Here is a 24,692-nt window from a genome sequence, read left to right as displayed (position 1 = left end):
TTAAAACTTTCTGGGTATATATCACTCTAATTAATATGTGTTACATACAATAAGAGTAATAATCAATACAGGAAGGTTAATAATGAAAAAATTAGCAAGTATACTGATTTCACTAATCATGGTTTTACAGTTTTCGCTGCCTCAGGCGGTTATGGCTGAAGCTGCGGATACTGTCCATTCAGATCCGCAAGAGGCAACAGACGCTCAGCAGCCGGAAAAATCATCCAAAACACAGGCTGACGAGACAACATCAGATACAGCTGAGGAGCCCCAGACACCGGAGGCTCTGCCGTCGGCTCAGACGCCTGAAGACAAAGCGTCTAAAATTCCTGAAGCAGCAGAAGCACCGGTTCCTACAGCAGAACAGCCAGCAGCAGCCCCAACTCCAGCAACACCCACAGCAAAGGCGGAGACACCGAGGGATATCAAGGAAATTTTTAAGGAGCTGGGCTACTCAGATGAACAGAGCTCTATTCTGACCGGTGTACAGATCAAGTATTATGATAAGGACGGCAAGGAAGTTACAACGCCAACCGTGGACGATAAAGTAAGATTTGACATTGGCTTTGCCATTCCAGAGGATGTCCGGGATCAGATGCAGGGCGGCGACTATTACAGCTTTGAACTTCCCGAAAATATCATCATTGAAAATAACACCACCATCGATCTGATCGATGAAAATGGCGTGAAATACGGCCAGGCTCTGGTGGGTAAGGATGGGGTGGTCACCCTTACTTTTACCGATGAGGTTACCAAAAGCTCCGATATCAGTGGGAGTCTTAACTTCAGCGGGAGCTTTGACAAAAACAAAATCAACGGACCTGGGGACACCATCATTAAATTTCCGAACGAAGAGAATATTCCGGAGCAGGTGGTGACCATTAAGCCCAAAGCGCAGAGCGCCATTGAAAAAAATGGACAGTTTGACCGTGCAATGAACCCGGAAAAAATAACATGGAATGTGGATATCAACAAAAGTCTCGATAGTATCGGCGGCGTTGTCGTAAAAGATACGCTGCCGCCAGGCCTGAGCCTGGAAAGTGTCAAGGTTTATCCAGTAGCGGTGGACCTCGACGGCAATGTCACATCGGTCAATCCCACACCTGTCGATCCATCGGAGTACACAGTCGATGAAAACGGCAATGTCAGCTTTAAAAATCCCATTAATTCGGCTTACCGGATTGTATACGAAACCGCAATCAATGAAAGTGTAAAGCCCCAGAATGGCGGCACGGTTAAATTTACTAACAACGCGACCCTGAGCGCAGACGATCTGAAGGATATCACCACCAGTTCAACCGTTGATGCAAAATATGGAAAAATTCTTGAGAAAAAAAGCACGGGTTACGATGCGGCCAACCAGATATTCAGTTGGAAATTAAGTACAATTATAATGAAACCAAAATCCCCCAGAACCATGCAATGGTCACTGATAAGCTTGGAGACGGTATGGCCTATGTCGACGGCAGCCTAGTGCTAAACAAGATCGTCTTTAATGCGGACGGCAGTACGGCCACGGCAGGCATGCTGGTGGAAGGGCAGGACTACACGCTCGAAAAGACCGCCGATGGTTTTAAAGTCGTATTTTTAAACGATGTGGATTATGCTGTGCAAATGACCTACAAAACACAGGTGTCCGGCATTCTTGACGAAAACGGAACTTACAGCAACGACGTCGAAATCGGTACTGGTCAGACATCCGGCTCAAAGGGTTCGGCCAAGCAGCAGGGTGTTGTCAAGAAAATGGTGAAAGCCGATGAGGAAAATAAACGCATCAGCTGGTCCATCAATGTCAATAAAAACCAGTACACCATGCATAAATGGTCACTGACCGATACGCTGGGGATTGGGCTGACCCTGGATGAGAGCAGCGTTGTGGTCAAAACTCAGTCGGGTAAGACACTCGTAAGAGATACGGATTATACGTTGAGCTATGACAAAAACACGAACAAATTTGTTATCACACTGATTGGAAGCTATGACCCCACGAGCGACAGCCTTATAATAACATATCAGACGGATTATTATCCTTCCTATGACCTTTTCCCGGACCACAACATCATTTTTAATAATGATGCGGTATCTAACTGGACCGATGAGCAGGGCAACAGCCACAGCAGCAAGGACCATGCAGAGTATAAGCCAGATGAAAACGCTCAGTACAACGGCTTTAAATCTGGCAGCTACAATGCCGTCAATAAAAGAATCACCTGGAGTGTTGGCGTCAATTACAATAACTTTGAGGTAAACCCCACGGCTGAAATCAACGATCCCATCACCGGCAATCAGGTCTTTGTGCCTGGTTCGGTCAAGATTTACCGGTTTAACATCGACGCAAACGGAAAACCGGTAAAGGGCGCGGAGATCTCCGCAGAAGAGTATAAGCTTGTCACCATTATAGAACCGGCCCAGAACAATAACGTCCTGACCGTGCGTTTCCCAGACCAGGCCACTGGAAAAGCCATTGTCGAGTTTCAGACCAGCCTGGAGGGACAGGTGATCAAGGAGAGCGAAACCTATAAAAACACCGCGAACTTTACCAACGGAAAATATACGCACACCCTCACCGGGACAGTCTCCGTCAACAATGGCGGAAAGCTGGCAGTAAAATCTGGCAAGCAGGACGATGATGGCTATGTGCACTGGCACATTACAGTCAACCCAAGTCAATCCGATTTAGCGGATGTTGTGATTGTGGATAAGCCCTCGGATAATCAGCTGGTGGATATGGATTCACTAACCATCTACGGAACACAGGTCGATGAAAAGGGAAACCTTACACTCGATACCAACGTGGTGTTGACCGAGGGGGTCGACTACCATGCCGACTATGCCATCAATCCCGAAACCGGCAAATATGAGCTGACGGTCAGCATGCTGAACAATATCGACCGGGCCTATATTATGACCTACCGCACCAAGGTGTTGCTGGAAGAAGGCGGAAACAACAAGGTTTCAAATAATGTTACCATCAAAGGCAACAATGAACAGGTCATCGAGGGCAACGACGATGAAGAGCTGGCTGTCAATGTCAACGACAGTGGCGGAACAGTCATTGGAAAGAAGGGCAGTATCACACTGGAAAAGGACAGCAGCACCACCCATAAGGGCCTGGCAGGCGGCATCTTTCAGCTTTACGACAAAAACGGCGTTAAGCTGGGAAGTCCGGTAGTCAGCGATCAGAACGGCCGCATCCAGTTTACGGGGCTGGTGTACGGCAGTTATGTTCTTAAGGAAGTAGAGGCGCCAGAGGGACACACTGTATCCGACGAGCTGCTCAACGGAAAGACCATCACCGTCAATGCAGAAACCACGGCAGCTGACAATGTTGTCATTCTCGAAAATGACCCGACAAAAGTAACCCTGGTTAAGCAGGACGGAGCAGGAAACAATCTTGCCGGCGCGGTGTTCAGTCTTGAGATCAACCAGAACGGCACCTGGATGCCGGTTCGTCAGGATGAAGCGCTGGTATCCGGACAGGATGGCTCTCTGGTGATTGAAGGCCTGGCCGAAGGCGACTACCGTATTACCGAGACGAAAGCGCCGGAGGGCTATATTCTGAATCGTGTGCCGGTTCTTTTCACACTCAGCAAAAATGAGGATGGAAAAGTGCTGCCGCTTGTACTGAATCCGGTTCAAAATTATCAGGGCAGCATCGAGCTGACCAAGCAAAATGAAGCTGGAGAACCTCTGTCCGGTGCGAAATTTGAACTTCGAAAAACCGATGAGGAGAATAAACTCATCGCTGCAATCACGTCGGATAAGGATGGGAAAATTCATTACGGGGGATTAGCGCCGGGCAGCTACGAACTGGTTGAGGTTGAAGCCCTGGAAGGCTATATCCTCAACACCGAGCCCATCGCTTTCAATATTGAAACCAGTGCTGAAGGCAGGCCGCAGGTCTTAAATCTGGGCACATTCATCAATTATCAGGGAAGCATTTCTTTGATCAAAGAAAATGAAGCCGGCAGAAGTCTTGATGGGGTTCAGTTTGAACTCCGGAAGCTTGATGAGCAAAACAGGCTGATCACAACGCTTTTATCGGACAAAGACGGAAAAATTGTTTACAGCGGTCTGGCGCCAGGACAATACGAGCTGACAGAAATAAAGGCACAGGACGGTTATATTCTCAATACCGAACCCATCGCCTTTACCATTGATGCCAGCGCGGCAGGCAGGCCTGAAGTCCTGGAACTGGGACAGTTTGTGAACTATCAGGGCGGCATTGAACTCGTCAAAAAGGACGAAGCGGGCCGTGGACTGGAGGGCGCAAAATTCCGGATCATAAAGACCGATGAGCAGAATAAGGCAGTGGCTGACATTACCTCTGGAAAAGACGGAAAAGTCCAGTATGCGGGTCTCGCCCCAGGACACTACACCCTTTTGGAAATCGAAGCGCCTGAGGGCTACCTGGTCAATACACAGGGGATCTCGTTTGAAATTCCTGAAGTGGCCGAAGGAAAAGTGCAGACTTTGGATCTGGGTACCCTGACAGATTATACCGGACGGCTGGAAATCTTTAAAACTGATGAAAGTGGAAAGCCGCTGGCGGGAGCAGCCTTTAAGATTATCGACCAGGGCGGCAGCGTCATCAGAGATCAGCTGACAACCGATGAACAGGGATACATCCATGTGACGGGACTCGCGCCAGGACAGTATAAAGTCATTGAGACAAAAGCGCCTCAGGGTTATGAGATCGATACGACTCCGGCTGTCTTTGAAATTGCAGCAAAGGCTCAGGGTGAACCTCAGACTGTGCAGATTAAAGCAGTCAATAAAAAGGAACGTGTCCAGTACCATGTTAAGACACCCGCTGGCCGTGGCTCCAGCCCCTCAGGATTATCACCTAATACCGGACTGGATGGCAGCGGCACCGCAGGTGTATTCGCGGTGCTGGCAGTTCTCGTCGGAGCAGCTGCGTTTGTGATAAAAAGAAAAACAGACCGATAAGCAGTAAATAAAGAAAGCTGAAGGTAAAGAGCGCTTTACGCCCTACCCTCAGCTTTTTGTTTTTTTACCCGAAATTCGGGCGGCTGTTCACATTTCAGATCATCGCTCAAATGGCGGTCATCGTTAATGTACTCGATCTGGAGCCCACCCGAAGTGTCAAAGATAAACTTGCACACCGCGGTGTTGCGCAGGATTTCCTGCTGCATTTCCTCGAAAGGCAGGCCTTTTGCGTACCATAGAAAGGTTTGAATAGCAAAACCGTGGGAAATACAGGCGATGGTTTTACCGGTGTTTTCAGCCACAATGCGTGTGAGTGCGCTGGTAACCCGGTTGTAAACGTCGCGGGTACTCTCGCCTCCGGGCGCCTGAAAGTTGGGAAGATCGGTTTTGAAGGTTTCCATGAGTCCGGGGAACGCCTCGTCGATGACGGAAATCTTCTTGGCCTCCATGAGACCGCCGTCCACCTCCACGATCCCTGGCTCCACCAGAATTTGGAGATCCTTTTCGCCCCGGAGGCCTTCGGCGGTCTGGCGGGTGCGCTGCAGGGGTGTACAGTATAAAACATCGACGTCAATGTCTTTAAAGCGTTCGCCAAGTGCCTGGGCCTGTTTCAGGCCAAGATCGTTCAGGGGAAGGTCCAGAACGCCCTGAAAAATACCATTGGCGTTGGCGTCGGTGGTGCCGTGACGAATCAGATAAAGGGTTGTCAATTTTGTTCACCTCGTTGTTGTTTTGTCACTGTTTATTATAACATATCCGCGAAAAAAGGTCAGTGTAGGCAGTGTCAGAAAAAAGCGGAAATGTAACTTAAGTGTATTATTTTTGTATCAAAATGGCCTTTTTCTGGACAATTCCATAGAAGAACTGTATAATTAATAAGTTAATCGAAAAAGAGAACAAATTGATCGAGGTACCCATGAAACTAAATCGTATTTTGGAAGATCCGGAGATTGTAGAAGTACGGAATAACAATCCCGAGATCGATATTGAACATATTGCCTATAACTCCCAGAAGGTGATCCCGAACAGCATGTTTGTGGCCATCAAGGGACTGAAAACAGACGGACACAAATATATTGGCGACGCCATCATCCGGGGCGCAATTCTGGTAATCTATGAACACGATCTGGACGAATACCAGGATGGCATCATGTATGTCAAGGTAAAAAACGCCCGCCACATGCTGGGCACCATGTCCAGCCGTTTTTACGGCCATCCGTCTAGAGAGCTCTCCATTACCGGCGTGACCGGCACCAATGGAAAGACGACGATCACCCATATGCTCAAGAGCATTTTTCAAAAGGATGGACGCAAATGCGGCCTGATCGGCACCATCAATAACCAGATTGGGGATAAAATCATCGACAACGCCGGACGTACCACCCCAGATTCGCTGGAGGTACAGGAGATCATTTCGGAAATGGTGGAAGCTGGCTGTCAGAACCTGGTGATGGAGGTTTCCTCTCACGCGCTGGATCTTGACCGCGTCAACGGCGTGGCCTTTGACTACGGCATTTTCTCCAACCTGACCCAGGACCATCTGGATTATCACAAAACCTTTGAAAATTATTTTGAAGCCAAGGCCAAGCTGTTTACCTATACCTCCAAGGCCAACATCATCAACTGCGACGATGCGTGGGGTAAGAAGCTGTACGACCGTTTTGCAGAAAAGAAAGGCGTTGCCGTATACTCCTACGGGCTGAATCCGGAATGTGATTTTTATGCCAGAGATATGAAATACAGCATCGAGGGCACCCGCTACACGCTGGTGACCAAGGATGGCGAGGAAGAAATTTTCCTTTCCATCCCCGGCGAGGTCATGGTCTACAACAGTATGGCCGCCATTATCAACGCATTGCTGGAGGGGATTTCCATCGAAGTTATCAAGGAAGCCCTGGCTTCCATGAGCGGCGTAGAGGGCCGGATGGAGCGTCTGGATCTGGACACTGAATTTGACATCATCATCGATTATGCCCACTCACCGGACTCTCTGGAACGCCTGTTAAAATCTGTGAAGACCATGTACGACGGCAAGGTTTATCTGGTCTTTGGCTGTAACGGGGACCGCGATAAGGAAAAACGCCCCATCATGGGCCGGATCGCCGGCGAGTTTGCCGACCATATCATCGTGACCTCAGACAACCCGGCCAGTGAGGACCCACAGTCCATTATCGATACCGTGGCTGCAGCTGTGGCGGAAAAAACCGATGCCTACGAGACGGTGCTGCGTCGCTGGGACGCCATCTACTATGCCGCTACCCTGCCAAAAGCGGGCGATGTGTTGGTACTGGCCGGAAAGGGCCACGAAAAACAGGAGACCATGAAGGATGAAAACCTGTATTATAACGAATGGGAAACCGCTGAGGAAGCCGTGAGACGGCTGAAGGCTGGAAAATAGACGAAAAGCGCCGGAGCGGATGTCCCGGCGCTTTTTAATGGGTAGATGACTTTTTCAGATAAAGTGTTATACTGTTGTGAAAGTAAGGAGGAGTGAGGATGAAAGCTTATGTGACTGCGCTGATCGAAGACTATATCCGGGAATATGAGAAGACGAGTGAAACAAAGTGGGGGACGCCGCTGGTGGGCTTTGCCGACGCGGCGCACCCGATGCTCCCAGAGTTTCGGGTGGTAGCGGATAAAAACCATGTGATGCCGCGGGAGGTTTTGGAAGACGCCACTGTAGTTGTCTGCTATTTTCTGCCCTTCACGCAGGAAACGGCTAAGACCAACATCGGAGATGGGCACGCGTCGCCAGACTGGGCCAGAGCCTATGAGGATACCAACGCGCTGTTCACCAGGCTGAACGCCCATCTCATCGAGCAGCTGGAGGCCAGAGGATACCGGGCCGCTGTATCGCCGGAGGCCACAACCTTTGACCGGGAGGTGCTCATGAGCCGGTGGTCCCAGCGCCATATGGCCTGGCTTGCCGGAATGGGAACCTTTGGTCTTAACAACATGCTCATCACAGATGCGGGCTGCTGCGGGCGTTTCAGCACTGTGGTTACCAATCTGAATGTGACGCCGGGCGCGCCCCTTACAACGGAAAACTGTCTGTACAAGCGCGAGGGAAAGTGCGGAGTATGCGTACGCCACTGTTTTTCAGGAGCCCTGACCACAGTGGGCTATGACCGGAAAAAATGCTTTGGCGTCTGCTCGGAAAACGCCGCGGTCTACAACGACTTCGGCAATTCCTACGCGGCCGATGCTGAGGGCGTGATCCTGGATACAGGCAGCGAGGTCTGTGGCAAGTGCCTGGTGGGCGTGCCGTGTGCCTTTGGGAAGCCGTTCCGGGAAGCATAAAGAGGTGGGGTGCGTTTTGCACCCCACCTCTTTTAGATCTCGGATGAATGACTTCGGGCTTTGCAGGCGTACATGGCCTGGTCGGCCCGGCGGATGAGCTCGTCGAGATCCCCCGGCGTGTGGACTGGGCCGCAGCTGTAGCCGCGGGCGATGTCCAGTCTCGGTGTATGGGCCTTATTATAGTTGTAAATGGAGGCGTCAAAGACTTCAAGACAGTTTTTGAGAACCTCAGGAGCCAGATTTTCGGCAATAACGCAGAATTCGTCACCGCCGATCCGGTAGCAGGTGCCGCAGTCCTTAAAACTGGCGCAGATACAGCTGCCGCTGTCGATGATCAGGGTGTCGCCCACGCTGTGGCCCAGAGTATCGTTGGTGAGCTTCAGGTTGTTCAGGTCAAAAGAAACAATGGTCAGGCTCTCAATGGGCAGCGCGCTTCGGATGCACTCGAGATCCCGCTCGTAGGCGGTTCGGTTGGCCAGCTGGGTGGTGGAATCGGTGTAAGCCAGCTTTTTATAGATCTCGACATGGACAGCGTCCCGGAAAAGGTTGAGGCTGTCTTTTATGCTTGAGAGGCCGAGAATCGCGATAAATACCAGCAGACCGATTTTAAAGAAAAAGCTGTTGTCATTGTCCACGGGATTGTCATAAAAACGGACCAGGTCGATAATGCCCGCGGCACACAGCAGAAAAAAGGCAGCAAACAGTGTGTTGAAGCGTTTTTCATGGCATTTGACCCAGCTGTGCACAAGGCACCACAAGAACAGGAGGATCGCGCTGATGAGCAGAGCGTGCGTGATGATCAGGAGTTTGGGCAGGTACAGGACGCTGACTGTGGACACGCAGAGGTTGAGCAGAAAATTGGCCAGCATCAGCAGGGTGATGATATCATAAGCCTTGTGATACCGTTCGTGGCTGCTCAGCTTGATAAACTGAATGATGGGAACACCCATCAGTGTAAAGCTGTAAAAGGACAGGAGAACACCCGAAGTGCTGTTAAATGGAAGAAATTGCAAGAAATTGGAATCCGTCAGAATCCAGAGGGCGGCCAAAACCGAAAAGGTGCCAAGGCAGACAAAACGGTAGCGCCCGGTTTTTGGTCCGGCAAGCAAGCCCGAAACCGCCAGCAGAAGAACTCCAATGATAAGAATAATCAGCGACACGAGCAGGCTTCCAGTGTCATGATCAAGCTGGCCAAACAGCACAGCGGTGCGGCTGCCCAGGCTGATATTGCCCAGAGAGATATTAGGTGTGGTATAGAGTGACTCAAAGGCCAGGGTGACCGTTTTACCCTCGGAGCCACTGGGAATGGAAACCGTGTGAATAAGACTGCCAAAGGCACTGTCAGCCGGAAGGCTGTAAACCTCGATGCCGTCAATGAATACGGTCAGGGACTGGAAAGCTGTCGGAATCCCCAGAACAGCGTCCTCAGGAAGCGTGTCGGGAAGTGTGTTCGTCAGAGTAGCCCGAGTGTCGGGGAGCGATGTCGGCAGGTTAATGTCGGAACTGGTCAGGCCCTCTTCGGTAATGGTCCAGTGAGTGTCGAACGTTGTGGCCGGCCCAGCCTCAAATCGGTTATTGGCGTGGGGAAGCAGGTTTGACAGAAATAAAAGGACAGCAGTGCCTGTAACTAGCAAAATCAGGAACAGGGCAGGAATAAAGTGGAAATTCTTTTCCTTTATTGTCACAGATGCGTCTCCTTAATCATAAATAGTATAGTTATATTGTAACATACATTTTGAAAAAGAAAACAAAAAAAGGCGGGGCGCGTTTCTCACCCCACCGCAAAGCTACAGTCTGTCGGTTTCATGCAGGCTCAGAGGCTTCGGTGTTTTTAAGGTTTTATCTTTTGTCTGCCACAGCTTAAGCCGGCGCAGCAGAGCGGTCAGTGCGGTCATCAGCAGAGGCGACAGAACCGTAAAGGCGCCGAACACCACCCAGCTCTCCAGAGTGAGAGGGCTCAGGCTGAACAGGGAGCCAAACAGGAAGGCTGCTCCGAAAAAGGTGATGCCCATAGCGGCGATAAGGCCTGCCTTCGGCAGATTCAGCGGCTGGCAGAGGCGGAAGAGCACCAGCAGCCCGGTCACACCAACCAGAAGTGTGCAGATGGTGGAGATTTGATCCATGGATATCCCGAGAAGAGTGCCGGTAATCAGGACTGCCAGCAGGTTGAAGGCATTGACCAGACCGCCCGGCAGGGCGCTTGACAGCACATTTCTCAGAAAATGGCCGCGCACCTGCCGGTAATTGGGTTCAAAGGTTAAGGCAAAGGAGGGAATACCAATCATCAGGCCGCTGATCAGAGTGATGTGGATGGGCAGGAAGGGATAGGGAATGGCCGCAAACAGAAGGATCAGAGACAGGATAAAGGAAAAGATATTCTTGACCAGAAACAGGGCGGCCGAGCGCTCAATATTGTTGATGACCCGGCGGCCTTCCCTGACGATCTGGGGCATCACAGAAAAGTCCGAATCCAGCAGTACTATCTGGGATACATGCTGGGCTGCATCACTCCCTGCGGCCATGGCGATACTGCAATCCGCGTCCTTGAGGGCCAGGACGTCGTTGACACCGTCGCCGATCATGGCAACTGTATGGCCGTTTTCTTTTAGTCCGCGGATCAGCAGGCGCTTCTGCTCAGGCGTTACCCGGCCAAAAACGCTGTGGTTTTCAGCGGCTGCGGCCATATCTGTGTCTTCGTTAAGGGTGCTGGCATCGATAAAAGCGCTGGCGCCGTTTACCCCTGCGCGCCGGGCGATTTCGGAGACAGCTTCGGCGTTGTCGCCGGAGATCACTTTGATGGTTACACCCTGCTCCTTAAAATAGGCCAGGGTTTCCTGAACGTCGTCCCGCAGCTTATCCGAGAGAAGAATGAAGCCAAGGGGGGTCAGACAGCCGTTTTCGGGGGACTCGGCGTCCTCGGCTGTACCCTGGGCTAACAGGAGCACTCTTTTTCCAGAGGCCAGAATGGGCTTTAGCTGTGGGGTGTAGCGGGCATAGTCTTTGCCCAGAAGACGCTCGGGCGCGCCCAGAAAGCAGGCGGAGCCGTCACGCAGGATAAGAGCGTTCCATTTGCGCTCAGAGGAAAATGCAATCTCTTCCTTTACAGAAAGGGAGGGAGCGCTCTGTTGAAAATGGCTCTTAAGGGCTCTGGCCGTAGCGTTTTCCGAGGCGGATGCCCGTAAAAAGGCAGCCATCTGTCCTTCAAGGGCCTCGTTTGTGAGGCCGGAGAGAGGAATGGTGCCTGTGACTTCCATGACTCCCTCAGTCAGGGTGCCGGTCTTATCCAGGCACAAAGTATCCACCCGGGCCAGGTTCTCAATGCAGGACAGCTCATGCACCAGGGTTCTGCGGCGCGCCAGGTTGATGACACTGACAGCCAGGGCGATGTTGACCAGCAGGTACAGTCCCTCTGGAATCATGCCCACCATGGCGGCCACTGTGGAGCTGACCGCATAGGGAACACCTGTATTCAGGAGGGCGCTCTGTTTAAAAAACATGATGAGCCCAAGAGGGATAATACCAATACCGATGAACTTTAACAGCCGGTCCAGATCGCGCATCATTTCGGAGCGATGTTTTTTACGGCGTTTGGCCTCATGGGTAATACTGGCCGCGTAGGAGTCGTTTCCTACTTTGTCCAGGCGGGCGGAGCAGCTTCCAGAGACGATGAAACTTCCAGAGAGCAGATGGTCGCCCGGGCGCTTTGTAATGATGTCAGCCTCACCGGTCAGCAGAGCTTCGTTGACCTCCACAGTACCCTCGCATAAGATGGCGTCGGCACAGATGGAGCTGCCGGGTGTAAAGCGCACAATGTCGTCCAGCACCAGCTCGTCAGTGGGCAGGGTCTGAACCGTACCGTCCCGAACCACATGGGCATTCTGCCCAGAGAGCAGGGAGATTTTGTCCAGGGTCCGCTTAACCTTGAGCTCCTGGATAATTCCGATGAGCACGTTGACGATAACAATGCCGAGAAACAGCATATCGGTGTAGGCCCTTACCATAAAGAGGCAGAACGCCAGTCCAAAGAATAGAAAGTTGAAAAAGGTAAAGATATTGTCCCGGATAATCTGTCCTTCGGTTTTGGAGAGCTGCTCCTTTGTCAGGTTATGCCAGCCTGCTCTCATGCGGTGATGGGCCTGCTCGCTGGTCAGCCCCAGCGCGGGGTCAGGTGTCAGGCGAGTGACGGGCTGCCGTCCGGCAGCGGAATGCTTTTTCATAGCTGTTTCCTGTCCTTTCGTTTTGCTGTGGTTTTATTCTATCAGCAAAATCTTACTGCCGGGTCGTCAAAATTCTTACTATTTTTTTAAGATTATTGTTCTGAGGGGCAGAGAAAAGTCTTAAAGAGGGCTTAATTTACACAGTTTTCACACAGCGTTCATATTATCATCACATTTCCAGGGTATTATACTCATATAACAAAGCACGACAGCAGCGGACAATCCCTCGCCATGATGTGGTGGGTTAACATATACTTTTTCATTTCTTTTCCTTATTTTTTACAAAGCAAAAGCTGCCGTCCATGGGGTAATGGCCATGGACGGCAGCTTTTGTCCGTTTCAGATAAAAAACATGAAGTGATTGTTTCCCTTGTACCGGCCGGCTTCTGCAACCAGCTCGTCCAGTGTTATTTTTTCAAGGTGCTCCTGCACCGCCCGGTCCAGCGGGGTGAATACACATTTCTGCATGGCGTGCTCAATGGCAGGTGAAGCCTCTTCTACACTGGTTTCAGTGCTTTCAAAAAGAATCTGCTCCAGCGCGGTCAGAATTTCGTGGGCATTGATCTGGTCCGGTTTCCTTGTCAACCGATAGCCGCCCTGGGCGCCTTTGACGGAATTGACCAGCCCGGCACGCTTCAGCAGGGAAAAAACCTGTTCAAGATATATTTTAGAGAGCCCCAGCTTTTCCGCAATCACGATGACCGGAACGTAGTCCCCCTCAAAATCTCCCTGGGCAATGGCGATCATGGCCGCCAGGCCATAGCGCCCCTTTGCGGATATACGCATCGCGATACCTCCAATTCATAGTAAGTTAATATGTTTAATTCGATTATATCCCGAAATGGCGGACGCGTCAAGTTAATCGCTTAAATTATGGTTAAACATTTCAGATTAATGTGTTAGAATAAAACCAGTATGAGAAAATGAGGGAAGTATGAAAGCATTAAGAAAAGACACAGTGCGGGAAATACGGAAGTCCCTGAGCCGTTTTTTGTCCATCGTGGCAATCATTGCTCTGGGAATCTGTTTTTTTGGGGGCGTCAAGAGCACCAGCCCCAGCATGAAATATACGGCCAACCAGTATTTTGAAGCGCAGAAGCTGGCAGATATCCATCTGGTATCGACCTATGGCTTTACCGACGACGATGTGGCCGCGTTAAAAAAGGTGGAGGGCGTGGCAGCAGTGATGCCGACTTACTCAACGGATGTGATCGTGGAAAACGGCGAAAAGCGCCCGGTGTTCAAGGTGCTGGCTGTACCGGCCGAAGATGGCCTGAATCAGCCGCTGCTGTTAGAGGGCCGCATGCCAGAAAAGGATAATGAATGCGTGATCGAGATGCCGGACACCACTGGCCCTCACACAGGCCGGAACGCTTACAGCATCGGCAGCACCATCAAGATGTCGCCCGAGGTGGGCGATAAAAAGCTGGAGGACACCCTGTCCCAGAGCGAGTACACAGTGGTGGGCTATATCCGTTCGCCACAGTACATCTCCATTGAACGCGGGTCCACATCGGTGGGCAGCGGAGATATTTCTTTTTATATGATGGTAAAGCCCGAGGTCTTTAAGTCAGAGCGTTATACCGACGCCTATGTCTATTCCACTGCCAGCGCGGACGGTGTCTCAGCCTACAGCACCGAGTACAAGGACGCCGTCTCAGAGTTGGAAAAACGTCTGGAAACCGTGGGGCAAGAACGCCTTCAGGTCAACTACGACGATATTATGACCACTGGCACTCAGGAGATCGACAAGGCGAAACGGGAGCTTCTGGACGCCCAGACCACCTTTGACGACGAGATCGCAAAGGCCGAGCAGCAGCTGCGGGACGCCGAACAGCAGATCGCAGACGGCGAGGCTGAGCTGGCCGAGGGACAGAGAAGCTATGACGAGATGGTGGCCTCCACCACAAAGACCCTGAATGAGAAGCAGGACGAGCTGCAAAATGCAGAAAGCCAGTGGAACACCGGACAGCAGCAGTATGCGGATGGACAGAGCCAGTATGAGCAGAATAAGGCCGCCTTTGATGCCGGAAAGCCTGACGCCGAGAAGCAGATTGCTGAGAAAAAAGGCGAGCTGGATCAGCTTGGGGGTATGATCGACAGCATCAAGAGCCAGATCGCAGTCATCGAAGCCATTCCGGAAGAAAAGCGGACAGAAGAACAGAAGCAGACGCTGATCCAGTTAAAGGCCCAGCTGCAAAATCTTCAGCCGGTTTATGACCAGGGGATAAAGGCCCTGAACGCGGCCATACAGCAGTTAAGGGACGCCGAGAACCAGCTGGCAGCGGCAAAAGCCCAGCTGGATCAGTCAAAGGCCGAGTTGGACAGCGCAGCGGTTCAGATTGAGCAGGGAAAGACCGCCATTACCCAGGGCTGGCAGCAGCTTGAGCAGGGAAAGGCTCAGGCAGAGCAGCAGCTCGCAGAGGGACGACAGAAACTGGACGACGCCAGACGCCAGCTGGCTGAGGGACGCACCGAGCTGGAAACAAAACGCGCCGAGGGCCAGCAGAAGCTGGATGACGCCCGGCAGAAAATTGCGGACAGCGAAAAGGAACTGAAAGACGTAGACTTTGGCAAATGGTACGTGTTTAACCGTGACGATAACCCAGGCTACAGCGGCTACGGTGAGGACGCCAACCGCATCGACAATGTGGCCGGCATTTTCCCGGTGTTCTTCCTGCTGGTGGCTGCGCTGGTGGCCTTTACGACCATGACCCGCATGGTTGAGGAACAGCGCATGGAAATCGGAACGCTGAAAGCCCTGGGCTACAGTCCTGCCAGCATCGCGTCCAAGTTTGTGATTTACGCGGCCCTGGCGGCTGTGGTGGGCTGCGCCATCGGTGTGGTCAGCGGTATTAATACGCTGCCAAGGCTGATCGTAGGCGCTTACAGCCTGCTGTACCAGGTGCCGGAACTGTCGCTTTCAGTGCCCTGGGGCGCTATCATCATCAGCTGTATTATTACCCTCCTATGCACTGTGGGGGCCGCAATCCTCATCTGCTCTGTGGAGCTGAGGGAAGATCCCTCCGAGCTGATGCGGCCAAAGGCGCCGAAAATCGGCAAGCGCATCTTCCTGGAAAAAATTCCGTTTATCTGGAAGCGCATGGGCTTTATCTCCAAGGTAACCGCCCGGAATATTCTGCGCTACAAGGCCCGCTTCTTCATGACTGTTATCGGGATCTCTGGCTGTACTGCCTTGATCCTGGCAGGCTTTGGTCTGCAGGACTCTATTTTCTCCATCATTCCTAAACAGTTTGAGGAGATATCCGTTTACGATGGCATGATGGCCTTTAAAAATGAGGATACCCTGGAGGCAAAGGCGCCTCTGGAATCTGAACTGAGGAACGACGCCCAGGTTGAGGACGCCATGTTGGCCAAACAGCTGAAGATGAGTGTCGCGCTGGCGGACGGTGATCATTCCAAGGACGCTTACCTCTATGTGCCAGAAACACCCGGCGATATGAACCGCTTCATCGATCTGCGCCACCGGAAGGAGCCGGATCAAAAGCTGACCCTTGACGACAGCGGCGCCATCATTACCGAAAAGCTCGCAAATGACCTGGGCATTAAGGTGGGTGACACTATTCGGCTGTACTCAGACGATAAAGAATTTAAGATAAAAGTCGCAGACATTACAGAAAATTATATTGAAAACTATGTGTATGTATCGCCAAAGGCCTATGAGGCCGCTTCGGGCGAGCCGGTCAAATACAATATTGCCTATTTTAACCTGAAGGATACCGGCACAGACGCCGAAAACGCCTTTGGGGAAAAATGGCTGGATAACAGCGACGTGGTGTCTGTGAGCTTTACAGGCAGTATTGTCAAATCCTCCACGGACAGCCTGAGCAGCCTGAATATGGTGGTGCTGGTCATGCTGGTAGCCGCCGGAGCCCTTGCCTTCGTGGTGCTTTACAACCTGACCAACATCAATGTGTCGGAGCGGGTGCGTGAGATCGCAACGATCCGCGTTCTGGGCTTCTATGACCGGGAGACAAACAACTATATTTTCAGGGAAAACATTATCCTCTCCTTTATCGGGATGCTCATCGGTCTGGGACTGGGCGTGATCTTAAACAACTTTATCATCACCACTGTCGAGACAGACATCGTCATGTTTGGCCGGGGAATCGACCCCAGCAGCTATGTCTTTGCCTGCCTGTTCACCATGGCCTTTACCCTGATTGTCAATCTCTTTATGGCGCCGGTGATCAAAAAAGTGGACATGGTCGAGTCGCTCAAGAGTATTGAATAGCGTTTGATGGGAACCCTTCAATAAAATAATGATATCGTGTTATACAGAAGTAAGGATAAGTAAAATGGCGGAGGCAAAATGATTATAAAAACCATTGAAAACAGCGAAAAAGTGAATTTTATGGAGCTTCTGCTCCTTGCCGATGAAGATTGGAAGATGATCGAGAAATACTTATATCGTGGCGAACTATTTGCCTTATATGATGACGGCTTAAAAAGCGTCTGCGTCGTTACGCAGGAAAGCGACTGTATCTGTGAACTGAAAAATATAGCTACTTATGAAAAATGGCACGGTGAGGGGTATGGAAGCAAACTTCTGAATCACATATTTTCGTATTATAAAGATAAGTATGCAACAATGCTTGTGGGAACTGGCGATGTCCCCTGGATCTTGCAGTTTTATCAGAAAAGTGGTTTTAAGGTATCCCACAGAATCAGGAACTTTTTTACAGACAACTACGACCACCCGATGTTTGAGGACGGTGTTCAGCTGGTTGATATGGTTTATTTAAAGAAAGACTTATAAATGAATACTGGTTCCTGAGACAGCAGCCAAGGCCGGAAGGAATCGGAAAAGCCAAAGAAATAGACGGCTTTAACTGAGAATGCAGAATGGAGAATTTCTGGTGAAAGCAGATTTAACAGAATTATCATTGGAGGAGTTGTGGACATTGTTTCCCATCATTTTGAAGGAGCATAATCCAAATTATAAAGACTGGTACGAAGAAGAAAAGCAGCGGATTATCAGACATGTAGAACCAGAAAAAATTGTCCGTATCAGCCACATTGGCAGTACGGCTGTTGAGGGGCTGACTGCAAAACCGACTGTTGATATCTTGCTGGAAATTGACGGAGCCTGCGGTGTTTCTGAGGTCACAGAGGTGTTTGAAAACCTTGGCTGGGGACTGATGTCACGGGAGGACGATCCGGTAAAGCTGTCGTTTAACAAGGGCTACACGCCGCAGGGGTTCGCCGACAGGGTTTACCATCTCCATGTGAGATATTTTGGAAATTGGTCTGAGCTGTATTTCAGGGATTTTCTGATAGCACATCCCGATGTGGCAAGGGAATACGAGCGCCTGAAGCTGAAGCTCTGGAAGCAGTACGAACACGACCGGGATGGATATACAGAAGCTAAAACAGATTTTGTCAGGCGGTATTCGGATATGGCGAAAATAGAATTTAGCAACAGATATTTGCCAGAGCGTTGAGCAGGGGCACTGCCTCTTTGTATATTTGGTATATATTCCTAGACGTTGTCTTTTGGCGGGCAGTCTATTGGAGGTGGGGTGCGTTTCATATCCTGCCTCTTTTTTATTTAGTGCTGTCTGTAGTAAAGCCAGAAAGACAGGAAAATCACGAGGATGACAATCAGAATGCCCCCGAGGGTAAAGAACAGGGTCGGGCTGAAAAAAGAGCAGACAATGCCGCCAAAACCCAGGAGGGCAAGGGTCAGGCAGAGGGTGCTGCGGCAGGTTCTCAGCTGAATGGACTGGTTGCGTTCATCCTTCTCAGCAATTTCGAGGGCTTCGAGCTGATCGGAGGTCTTAAGGGCGCGGGCATACCGCAGGATTCGGAAAATACAGACCGCCTCAATGCCTGCGAACAGACCAATGCTTTTTGAAAGGACAGAGGTGTCGGGCGGGCCTCCGGACGAAAGGCTGTACAGGATACCGGCAATGGCGGCCAGTGCGCCGAAAACAGCGATGAGCACACTGAGCTTTAAGCGGCGGACGATGGTTTTTTTAAAGGGATTCATGGCTTTTTTCTTCCTCCTCAATTTCTGAAAAATCAAAGACCTCCTCAATGGTCAGGCCAAAGTATTTTGAGATTTTGTACGCGAGAACCAGTGAGGCCGTGTATTTTTCATTCTCGATGGAGGTGATGGTCAGCCGGGTGACCCGGACGGCCCTTGCCAGCTCTGCCTGGGAAATATGCCTTTGTTTTCTCAATTCGCGGATACGTGTTTTCATTCCGAAGCTCCTGCTTTTTTTCTAATCATAATATAAAAACAGGAAAACGACAAGTATCAACGCAGAATAGTATAGCACACTATACAAATATTGTATAGTGTGCTATACTATTTTCGGAAAGAGAGGGATGAGAATGGCATTTATTAAAATAAAACAGGTGAGCAAAAGCTTTGGGAGTGTGCGGGCTTTGAACCAGCTGGCACTCAACGTCCCGCAGGGATCGATCTGTGCGCTTCTGGGACACAACGGCGCGGGAAAAACCACCACACTTCGTCTGATCCTGGGGCTGCTGTCACCGGACAGCGGAGAGATCGCGGTCGGCGGCCTGAACCCGGCGGCAAATGGTGATGCTGTCCGCCGGATCTGCGGTGTGTTGTCTGAGGACACAGGCCTGTACGAGCCCCTGAGCGTCTATGATAACCTGAGCTATTTTGCGAGGCTTTACGGCATGAAGCGCCGGGACTACGACACGCGGATTGACACATTGCTCGCGCGTTTTGATATTCTGGATAAGAAAAATCAGGCAGTCAAGGGATTTTCTACAGGGATGAAGAAAAAGGTGGCGCTGATCCGCGCCTTGCTGCACCGCCCTCGGCTGCTGCTTTTAGATGAGCCCACAAACGGGCTGGACCCGGTGAGCATCGAGCATCTGCGCGCCATGCTCAAGGAGCTGGCTGAGGAAAACGGCGCCACCATTGTCCTGACCACCCACAACCTGAGTGAGGTAGAACGGATGGCAGACCAGATTGCCATCCTGCGCCACGGCAGGAACATTTTTACAGACACCCTGGACGCCCTGAGACAGGAAACCGGTGACGATGGATTTGATCTGGAAAAGCTGTATATGAAAATTGAAGGGCAGGCGGCCAGATATGGACGGGATTAGAACAGTCTGCGCCCAGCAGTGGCGTCTGGCCCTTAAGGACAGCGGCACCCTGGTTTTTTATGCCTGCGGAGCCCTTGCCATCGGCGGCCTGCTGCCTCTCTGGCCTGCCGCCGGCCCCTTTGTGCTGAACGCAATGGTGCTGTACCCGCTGTTTCTGCTGGGACAGTGGGCTTCTGAGGCATTTGCGGCTGAAAAGGAAACACGAACCCTTGAGAGCCTTCTGTCCACAAGTGTGGGAAAGAAGCAGCTGATGTTTGGAAAGGGGGCCTTCTGTCTCGGGGCTGCGTGCGCTTGCTTTTGCCTGAGCTTACTGCCGCTGCTTATTTTAAAGGCTGTGGCGGGTGCTCTGCCTGACGTCAGCGGGGGGATGCTGCTCGCTGTGTCCGGACTTTTTATCCTGGGCGCAGTGTGTCTGACCCTGACCGGGCTGTACGCTTCGGCGGTCTCCGCAGATGTCCAGGAGGCCGGGAGCCGTGGTCAGCGGTTTTTTATCCCCATTGGCTTTTGCCTGGTGGTGCTGTTGACACTGGTGTCCCAGAGGCAGGCTGAGGCAGCGGTACTGCTGAGCGCTGTATTTCTGGTGCTGGCGGCCCTGATCGCTGGCTGGGTACTCTGGCGGCTGAAACGGCTGGACCGGGGCGGTCTTTTAGCAGATGGCAGCAAAAAAACTGTGGCGGGGAGTGGATACCAGCGGGATACCCGAAGCCAGAGCCTGATGGTTCTGGGCCATGAATGGCGGTATTTTAAGGCGCTGGGGCGTTTTAAGTTCAGCCTGCTGATGTTCACGCTGGCGCCCGCCATTTTTATGGCGCTCTGGGACTACTTCTTTGGCGGGGTCAACCTCTATGCGGCTCTGGCAGTACTGAGCCTCGGAACGGCCCGGATCACGGTGAATCTGACGGCCTACACCATTGGCGGCGAACGGGCCTACAAAACCTTTGAGTCCCTGTTGTCCACGCCCATTGGCACAGGCGCCCTGTTTTTGGGAAAAGGGCTGCTGGCCCTTCTGTTTTCACTGATCATCAGCATCCTGGCGGTGCTGCTGGTGCTTGTGGTTTCTGTATTTATCGGCGGAACAGCTCTGTTTTCGCCGGATCAGTGGCTGCTTTTGGCGGCGGGGCTGTTGTTCAGCCTTCTGATGATCTACGTCACAGGGCTTTCGACCATGCTGATGAAAAAGCCGCGGCAGGGGCTGTACATGGCGGTGTTGCTGAGCTTTCTGGCTGCTGCTCCGGCCCTGGCGGTCTGGCTGCTGCCCGGGAGCCGGCTGCTCTGGGCTTTGGCCAGCCTGATTTTGCTGCTGGCAGCGGATCTGCTGCTGGCCGTGTTTATCCACAGAAGGATCAGCCGGGAGCAGCTGATGCGGTGTATTTAAAAAGAGGTGGGGTGCAGAATGCACCCCACCTCTTTTGGGATATAGGCGGTCAGCCAGAAAGGAAATGTCCTTATTTTAATTCATCGCTGAAGCTTTTTAAATCACGCTTGACTTCATCGGGCAGCTGGTTGTATTCGATACGGTCAATGGCGCCCTGAAGCGTGTACAAGTGTACCAGGCAGACGTTTGAAAAACGCGTCTTCAAGCGTAAAAACGCTTCTTTACTCCCAAGCTGCGACAGCTCCTCGGCAGAGCAGATACCAACAGCCATGAGCTTCTTTTCAATTTCTTTTCCGATGTTTCGCATAGAAGTCAGTTCGGCCACAAAATCACAACCTTTCATTCCTTGCACTGGTACGGGTCTGTGGTACCAGTGGAGCAGAAAACAGCGCTGGCTGGCGTGTGTTTCCAGAGGGTTTGTTACGGGTAGACGCGCACGTAATTGTCCGGCAGGGCGTCGAAAAACATGATGCCCAGGCAGTCAACACCAATATGGACCGTTAAGGCGCCGCCCGCGCCGGCTTCCGGGATCAGGAAGTTTTTGGTGCCGAATTCTTTGGTCATGTATTTTTTGACCTTTTCCTGGAGCTCAGGCGCGGTGCTGTTGATCATGCCCACGATCTGGTCCTTATCGGCCATACGCTCGTCGACGGAGGCCATCATTTTCTTCAGGGCCTTTTTCTGACCGCGGACCTTGTCGAAGGCCAGGATCTGCCCGTCTTTAAAGTAAAGAATCGGAACGATTTTGAGCATCTCACCGATGAGGGCCACATTCTTGCTGATACGGCCGCCCTGGGCCAGCCAGCGGATATCACCCACCATGAAAAATATCTGAATATGTTCGGACAGAAAGCGCATGCTCTCGACGATTTCCTCGTGGGGCTTATGCAGCTTGTCAAGCTTGAGTCCCTGGTGCAGGATCATCATCATGCCGGTGGTGGCGCATTTGGAGTCCACAATGCTGATTTTGCGCCCCGGGTATTTTTCCAGAAGCTCGGAGGCGATGAGGCTGGCAGTCTGGTAGGTTCCGGAGAGTCCGGAGGACAGGGCCAGATAGATGACGTCGTCGCCGTTTTTTAAATGCTTTTCAAAGGTTTCCTGGTAGGCGAGGGCCTGGACCTGTGAAGTTTTCGGAAAGCTGGATGGATTGTTTTTAACAAAATTGATGACCATTTCCGGGGTAATATCAATACCGTCGTAATAGGTTTTATCATCAAGGGTGACCGGAATCGGCAGGGATTCAAACTCATAACGGCGCAGAATCTCTTCACTGATGTCACACATTGAATCCACAATAAACTTATTTCCCATGGTACCCCTCCTTTTTCAAATTTCTTCTACCATTTTAACACGGCGCGCCGCCTTTGACAATTGGGGGGATTCAGGCTTAAAGGCATCTTAAATAAAAGGTTTCCTTGCGGCTGACGGCTTATAATGGTAAAATGAACCGATGAGAAATTGTAATTTACAGAGGAGTCAATAACGTGGAATATTTAATTGATAAACTGGCACAGGAATTTAATATACGGCCAAAGCAGGTGCAGGACACCGTGGAGCTCATAGACGCGGGCAACACCATCCCCTTTATCGCCCGTTACCGCAAGGAGGTTACCGGCAATCTGAGCGATGTTCTGCTGCGTGATCTGGACGCCCGCCTGACTTACCTCAGAAAGCTGCAGAAGCGCAAGGAAGAGATCGCGGGCAGCATCGAGGAACAGGGTAAGCTGACACATGAGCTTGCGGCCGCCATCGACAAGGCTGCCACGCTGCAGGAGGCTGAGGATCTCTACCTGCCCTACAAGCAGAAGAAGAAAACCCGGGCTTCGATGGCCAAGGAAAAGGGCCTGGAGCCCCTGGCCAATAAGGTCTATTTACAGCTCGATACCGAGGCGGATCTGGCTGAGGATGCCAAAAACTACATCAATCCTGAGAAGGGCGTGGAAACCGCCGAGGACGCCTTACAGGGGGCCATGGACATCATTGCTGAAACCATCTCGGACAACGCGGATTACCGCAAGAAAATCCGCCGTATGGTGACCGAAAAGGGCGCGGTCAAGTCCACGGTCACCAAGGCCTTTGCCGAGGAAAAAACAGAGTTTGAAAATTATTACGACTATGGCGAGCCGGTTAAGAAGATCGCCAACCACCGTGTGCTGGCCCTCAACCGGGGCGAAAAACGCAAGGTGCTGGCCGTGAAGATTGTGGACCCGGCAGAGGACATCCTGGCTTACCTGAAGAAATCCATCCTCCGGGATAAGGCCAGCGGCTACCTGGTGAGCGCCATTGAGGACAGCTACAAGCGACTGATTTTTCCGTCGATCGAGCGTGAGATCCGTACCGAGCTCAAGGAAAAGGCTGAGGAATCTGCCATTAAGATGTTTGCCCTCAACCTTAAAAAGCTGCTGCTTCAGCCGCCCTTTAAGGATAAGACCACCATGGGTTTTGACCCGGCCTTCCGTACCGGGTGTAAGATCGCGGTTCTGGACCCCATGGGCAAGCTTCTGGATACCGCTACGGTTTACCCGACGGAGCCGAAAAATGAGGTGGCAAAATCCGAAAAAATTCTGCTGGGCATGATCGAAAAATACAAGGTGGACATCATCTCCATCGGAAACGGCACGGCCTCCCGGGAATCCGAGCAGTTTGTGGCCGAGATGCTTAAGAAAACCGACCGCCCGGTGCAGTACATTGTGGTCAATGAGGCGGGCGCCTCGGTATACTCGGCCTCTGAGCTGGGCGCTGAGGAGTACCCGGACATCAACGTTTCCCTGAGGGGGGCCATCTCCATTGCGGGCCGCCTGCAGGACCCTTTGTCTGATCTGGTGAAGATCGATCCCAAACATATCGGAGTGGGCCAGTACCAGCACGACGTTAACCAGAAGGAGCTTGAAAAGGTTCTGGACGATACGGTGGAGGACGCGGTCAACAATGTCGGCGTCAACATTAACCGGGCATCTGTGTCCCTCTTAAAGCATGTGGCAGGCGTCAACAAAACCATTGCCAAAAACATCATTGACTACCGTGAACAGAACGGTAAATTCGGGAGCCGCAAGGAGATCAAAAAGGTCAAGGGCCTGGGCGCAAAGGCCTTTGAACAGTGCGCGGGCTTCCTGCGGATTGACGACGGGGACAATATCCTGGACAACACCGGCGTCCATCCCGAATCCTACAAGGCGGTCCAGAACCTGCTGAAAAGCATGGGATTGACCACTGCGGACCTGGAGGCCGATAAGCTGGCCGACACGGTCACCCGGCTCAACGCTCTGGACGTAAAGGCCACAGCGTCCATGTTGGAAATCGGCGAGCCGACGCTGCGGGATATTATCAAGGAGCTGAAAAAGCCGGGACGTGACCCCCGTGACGCTGCGCCAAAGCCGCACCTTAAATCCGATGTTCTGAGCATTGAGGACCTGAAGCCAGACATGGAGCTGGTAGGCACAGTGCGCAACGTCATCGACTTTGGCGCTTTTGTGGATATTGGGGTGCATCAGGACGGGCTGGTCCACATCTCACAGATCAGTGACCGCTATATCTCCCATCCCACCGATGTTCTATCCGTCGGCGACGTGGTCACCGTCAAGGTGCTGTCTGTGGATGTGGAACGCAAACGTATCGGGCTCTCCATGCTCATTTAACAAAGCTTTAAGAAAGACTTGCCACATACGCGGGAATGTGGTAAATTATACTGAATTAAAAATTAAACGCTTGGTGCACCTGTCGCCGGACAGGGGCCCGAT

General features: G+C 51.7%; 18 protein-coding genes. 10 read left to right on the top strand and 8 right to left on the bottom strand.

The window, feature by feature from the left end; translation table 11 throughout:
* Positions 1-82 precede the first annotated feature (82 nt).
* Both B2M23_RS01395 and B2M23_RS01390 read left to right on the top strand, forming a co-directional pair.
* A complete protein-coding gene (locus B2M23_RS01395) occupies positions 83-1,474 on the top strand; it encodes a collagen binding domain-containing protein (RefSeq protein ID WP_038350986.1) in 1,392 nt (463 codons plus the stop codon).
* Entirely contained in the window at positions 1,372-4,950 is a 3,579-nt protein-coding gene (locus B2M23_RS01390; RefSeq protein WP_081571060.1) for a SpaA isopeptide-forming pilin-related protein, read from the top strand. Before B2M23_RS01395 ends, B2M23_RS01390 begins: the two co-directional genes overlap by 103 nt.
* 35 nt (positions 4,951-4,985) lie before the next feature.
* Here B2M23_RS01390 and B2M23_RS01385 read toward each other — a convergent pair whose 3' ends face one another.
* Positions 4,986-5,660, bottom strand: a complete 675-nt coding sequence (locus B2M23_RS01385) for a histidine phosphatase family protein (RefSeq protein ID WP_038350984.1) — start codon at positions 5,658-5,660, stop codon at positions 4,986-4,988.
* A 206-nt stretch (positions 5,661-5,866) separates the two neighbouring features.
* Here B2M23_RS01385 and B2M23_RS01380 point away from each other — a divergent pair, with 206 nt between their 5' ends.
* Positions 5,867-7,348: a UDP-N-acetylmuramoyl-L-alanyl-D-glutamate--2,6-diaminopimelate ligase gene (locus B2M23_RS01380; protein ID WP_038351173.1), complete on the top strand. Its 1,482-nt coding sequence runs from the start codon at positions 5,867-5,869 to the stop codon at positions 7,346-7,348.
* A gap of 98 nt (positions 7,349-7,446) precedes the next feature.
* Positions 7,447-8,250: a hypothetical protein gene (locus tag B2M23_RS01375; RefSeq protein ID WP_038350983.1), complete on the top strand. Its 804-nt coding sequence runs from the start codon at positions 7,447-7,449 to the stop codon at positions 8,248-8,250.
* A 32-nt stretch (positions 8,251-8,282) separates the two neighbouring features.
* Here B2M23_RS01375 and B2M23_RS01370 read toward each other — a convergent pair whose 3' ends face one another.
* From B2M23_RS01370 to B2M23_RS01360, 3 genes are all read right to left on the bottom strand, one after another.
* Entirely contained in the window at positions 8,283-9,935 is a 1,653-nt protein-coding gene (locus tag B2M23_RS01370) for a GGDEF domain-containing protein (RefSeq protein WP_038350982.1), read from the bottom strand.
* A gap of 102 nt (positions 9,936-10,037) precedes the next feature.
* A complete protein-coding gene (locus B2M23_RS01365) occupies positions 10,038-12,467 on the bottom strand; it encodes an HAD-IC family P-type ATPase (protein WP_038350981.1) in 2,430 nt (809 codons plus the stop codon).
* Positions 12,468-12,806: 339 nt separating this feature from the next.
* Complete coding sequence (locus B2M23_RS01360; RefSeq protein WP_038350980.1) at positions 12,807-13,253, bottom strand: RrF2 family transcriptional regulator; 447 nt, start codon at positions 13,251-13,253, stop codon at positions 12,807-12,809.
* 148 nt (positions 13,254-13,401) lie between these two features.
* On the opposite strand from B2M23_RS01360, the gene B2M23_RS01355 reads away from it, so the two are divergent.
* The 3 genes from B2M23_RS01355 to B2M23_RS01345 all read left to right on the top strand — a co-directional run bounded on the left by B2M23_RS01355 (position 13,402) and on the right by B2M23_RS01345 (position 17,932).
* Entirely contained in the window at positions 13,402-16,722 is a 3,321-nt protein-coding gene (locus tag B2M23_RS01355) for an ABC transporter permease (RefSeq protein ID WP_038350979.1), read from the top strand.
* 78 nt (positions 16,723-16,800) lie between these two features.
* Positions 16,801-17,247, top strand: coding sequence for a GNAT family N-acetyltransferase (locus tag B2M23_RS01350; RefSeq protein ID WP_038350978.1), 447 nt, complete (start codon positions 16,801-16,803; stop codon positions 17,245-17,247).
* A gap of 100 nt (positions 17,248-17,347) precedes the next feature.
* Positions 17,348-17,932 (top strand): GrpB family protein, encoded by a 585-nt coding sequence (locus tag B2M23_RS01345; RefSeq protein ID WP_167617721.1) that lies wholly within the window; start codon positions 17,348-17,350, stop codon positions 17,930-17,932.
* Positions 17,933-18,039: 107 nt separating this feature from the next.
* Here the strand turns inward: B2M23_RS01345 and B2M23_RS01340 are convergent, their stop codons facing one another.
* Positions 18,040-18,480 carry a DUF2178 domain-containing protein gene (locus tag B2M23_RS01340; protein WP_038350976.1) on the bottom strand — a complete coding sequence of 147 codons (441 nt, stop codon included), beginning with the start codon at positions 18,478-18,480 and terminating at the stop codon, positions 18,040-18,042.
* Positions 18,467-18,694 carry a helix-turn-helix transcriptional regulator gene (locus tag B2M23_RS01335; protein WP_038350975.1) on the bottom strand — a complete coding sequence of 76 codons (228 nt, stop codon included), beginning with the start codon at positions 18,692-18,694 and terminating at the stop codon, positions 18,467-18,469. The genes B2M23_RS01340 and B2M23_RS01335 overlap by 14 nt, the downstream gene beginning before the upstream one ends.
* 133 nt (positions 18,695-18,827) lie before the next feature.
* Between B2M23_RS01335 and B2M23_RS01330 the strand changes: the two genes are divergently transcribed.
* Positions 18,828-19,580: an ABC transporter ATP-binding protein gene (locus B2M23_RS01330; protein ID WP_038350974.1), complete on the top strand. Its 753-nt coding sequence runs from the start codon at positions 18,828-18,830 to the stop codon at positions 19,578-19,580.
* Positions 19,567-20,955 (top strand): ABC transporter permease family protein, encoded by a 1,389-nt coding sequence (locus tag B2M23_RS01325; protein ID WP_038350973.1) that lies wholly within the window; start codon positions 19,567-19,569, stop codon positions 20,953-20,955. Before B2M23_RS01330 ends, B2M23_RS01325 begins: the two co-directional genes overlap by 14 nt.
* Positions 20,956-21,025: 70 nt before the next feature.
* Here B2M23_RS01325 and B2M23_RS01320 read toward each other — a convergent pair whose 3' ends face one another.
* Both B2M23_RS01320 and B2M23_RS01315 read right to left on the bottom strand, forming a co-directional pair.
* The gene (locus B2M23_RS01320) at positions 21,026-21,298 is read right to left on the bottom strand and encodes a TfoX/Sxy family DNA transformation protein (protein ID WP_052237072.1); all 273 of its coding nucleotides are present in this window, start codon (positions 21,296-21,298) and stop codon (positions 21,026-21,028) included.
* Between the two features lie 77 nt (positions 21,299-21,375).
* Entirely contained in the window at positions 21,376-22,266 is an 891-nt protein-coding gene (locus B2M23_RS01315; RefSeq protein ID WP_038350972.1) for a DegV family protein, read from the bottom strand.
* A 173-nt stretch (positions 22,267-22,439) separates the two neighbouring features.
* On the opposite strand from B2M23_RS01315, the gene B2M23_RS01310 reads away from it, so the two are divergent.
* A complete protein-coding gene (locus B2M23_RS01310; RefSeq protein ID WP_038350971.1) occupies positions 22,440-24,590 on the top strand; it encodes a Tex family protein in 2,151 nt (716 codons plus the stop codon).
* The last annotated feature ends 102 nt before the right edge of the window (positions 24,591-24,692 follow it).

Origin of the sequence: Eubacterium limosum, from assembly GCF_000807675.2 — a bacterium.
GTDB lineage: Bacteria > Bacillota > Clostridia > Eubacteriales > Eubacteriaceae > Eubacterium > Eubacterium limosum.
The sequence above is the reverse complement of the archived record's forward strand: the minus strand, read 5'-3'. Positions and strand labels throughout refer to the sequence as shown.

Bases quoted from the DNA above. Each gene is read 5' to 3' on its own strand.
- B2M23_RS01395 (WP_038350986.1), top strand. From the start codon at position 83: ATGAAAAAATTAGCAAGTATACTGATTTCACTAATCATGGTTTTACAG.
- B2M23_RS01380 (WP_038351173.1), top strand. From the start codon at position 5,867: ATGAAACTAAATCGTATTTTGGAAGATCCGGAGATTGTAGAAGTACGG.
- B2M23_RS01375 (WP_038350983.1), top strand. From the start codon at position 7,447: ATGAAAGCTTATGTGACTGCGCTGATCGAAGACTATATCCGGGAATAT.
- B2M23_RS01365 (WP_038350981.1), bottom strand. From the start codon at position 12,467: ATGAAAAAGCATTCCGCTGCCGGACGGCAGCCCGTCACTCGCCTGACA.
- B2M23_RS01360 (WP_038350980.1), bottom strand. From the start codon at position 13,253: ATGCGTATATCCGCAAAGGGGCGCTATGGCCTGGCGGCCATGATCGCC.
- B2M23_RS01355 (WP_038350979.1), top strand. From the start codon at position 13,402: ATGAAAGCATTAAGAAAAGACACAGTGCGGGAAATACGGAAGTCCCTG.
- B2M23_RS01350 (WP_038350978.1), top strand. From the start codon at position 16,801: ATGATTATAAAAACCATTGAAAACAGCGAAAAAGTGAATTTTATGGAG.
- B2M23_RS01340 (WP_038350976.1), bottom strand. From the start codon at position 18,480: ATGAATCCCTTTAAAAAAACCATCGTCCGCCGCTTAAAGCTCAGTGTG.
- B2M23_RS01335 (WP_038350975.1), bottom strand. From the start codon at position 18,694: ATGAAAACACGTATCCGCGAATTGAGAAAACAAAGGCATATTTCCCAG.
- B2M23_RS01330 (WP_038350974.1), top strand. From the start codon at position 18,828: ATGGCATTTATTAAAATAAAACAGGTGAGCAAAAGCTTTGGGAGTGTG.
- B2M23_RS01325 (WP_038350973.1), top strand. From the start codon at position 19,567: ATGGACGGGATTAGAACAGTCTGCGCCCAGCAGTGGCGTCTGGCCCTT.
- B2M23_RS01320 (WP_052237072.1), bottom strand. From the start codon at position 21,298: ATGAAAGGTTGTGATTTTGTGGCCGAACTGACTTCTATGCGAAACATC.
- B2M23_RS01315 (WP_038350972.1), bottom strand. From the start codon at position 22,266: ATGGGAAATAAGTTTATTGTGGATTCAATGTGTGACATCAGTGAAGAG.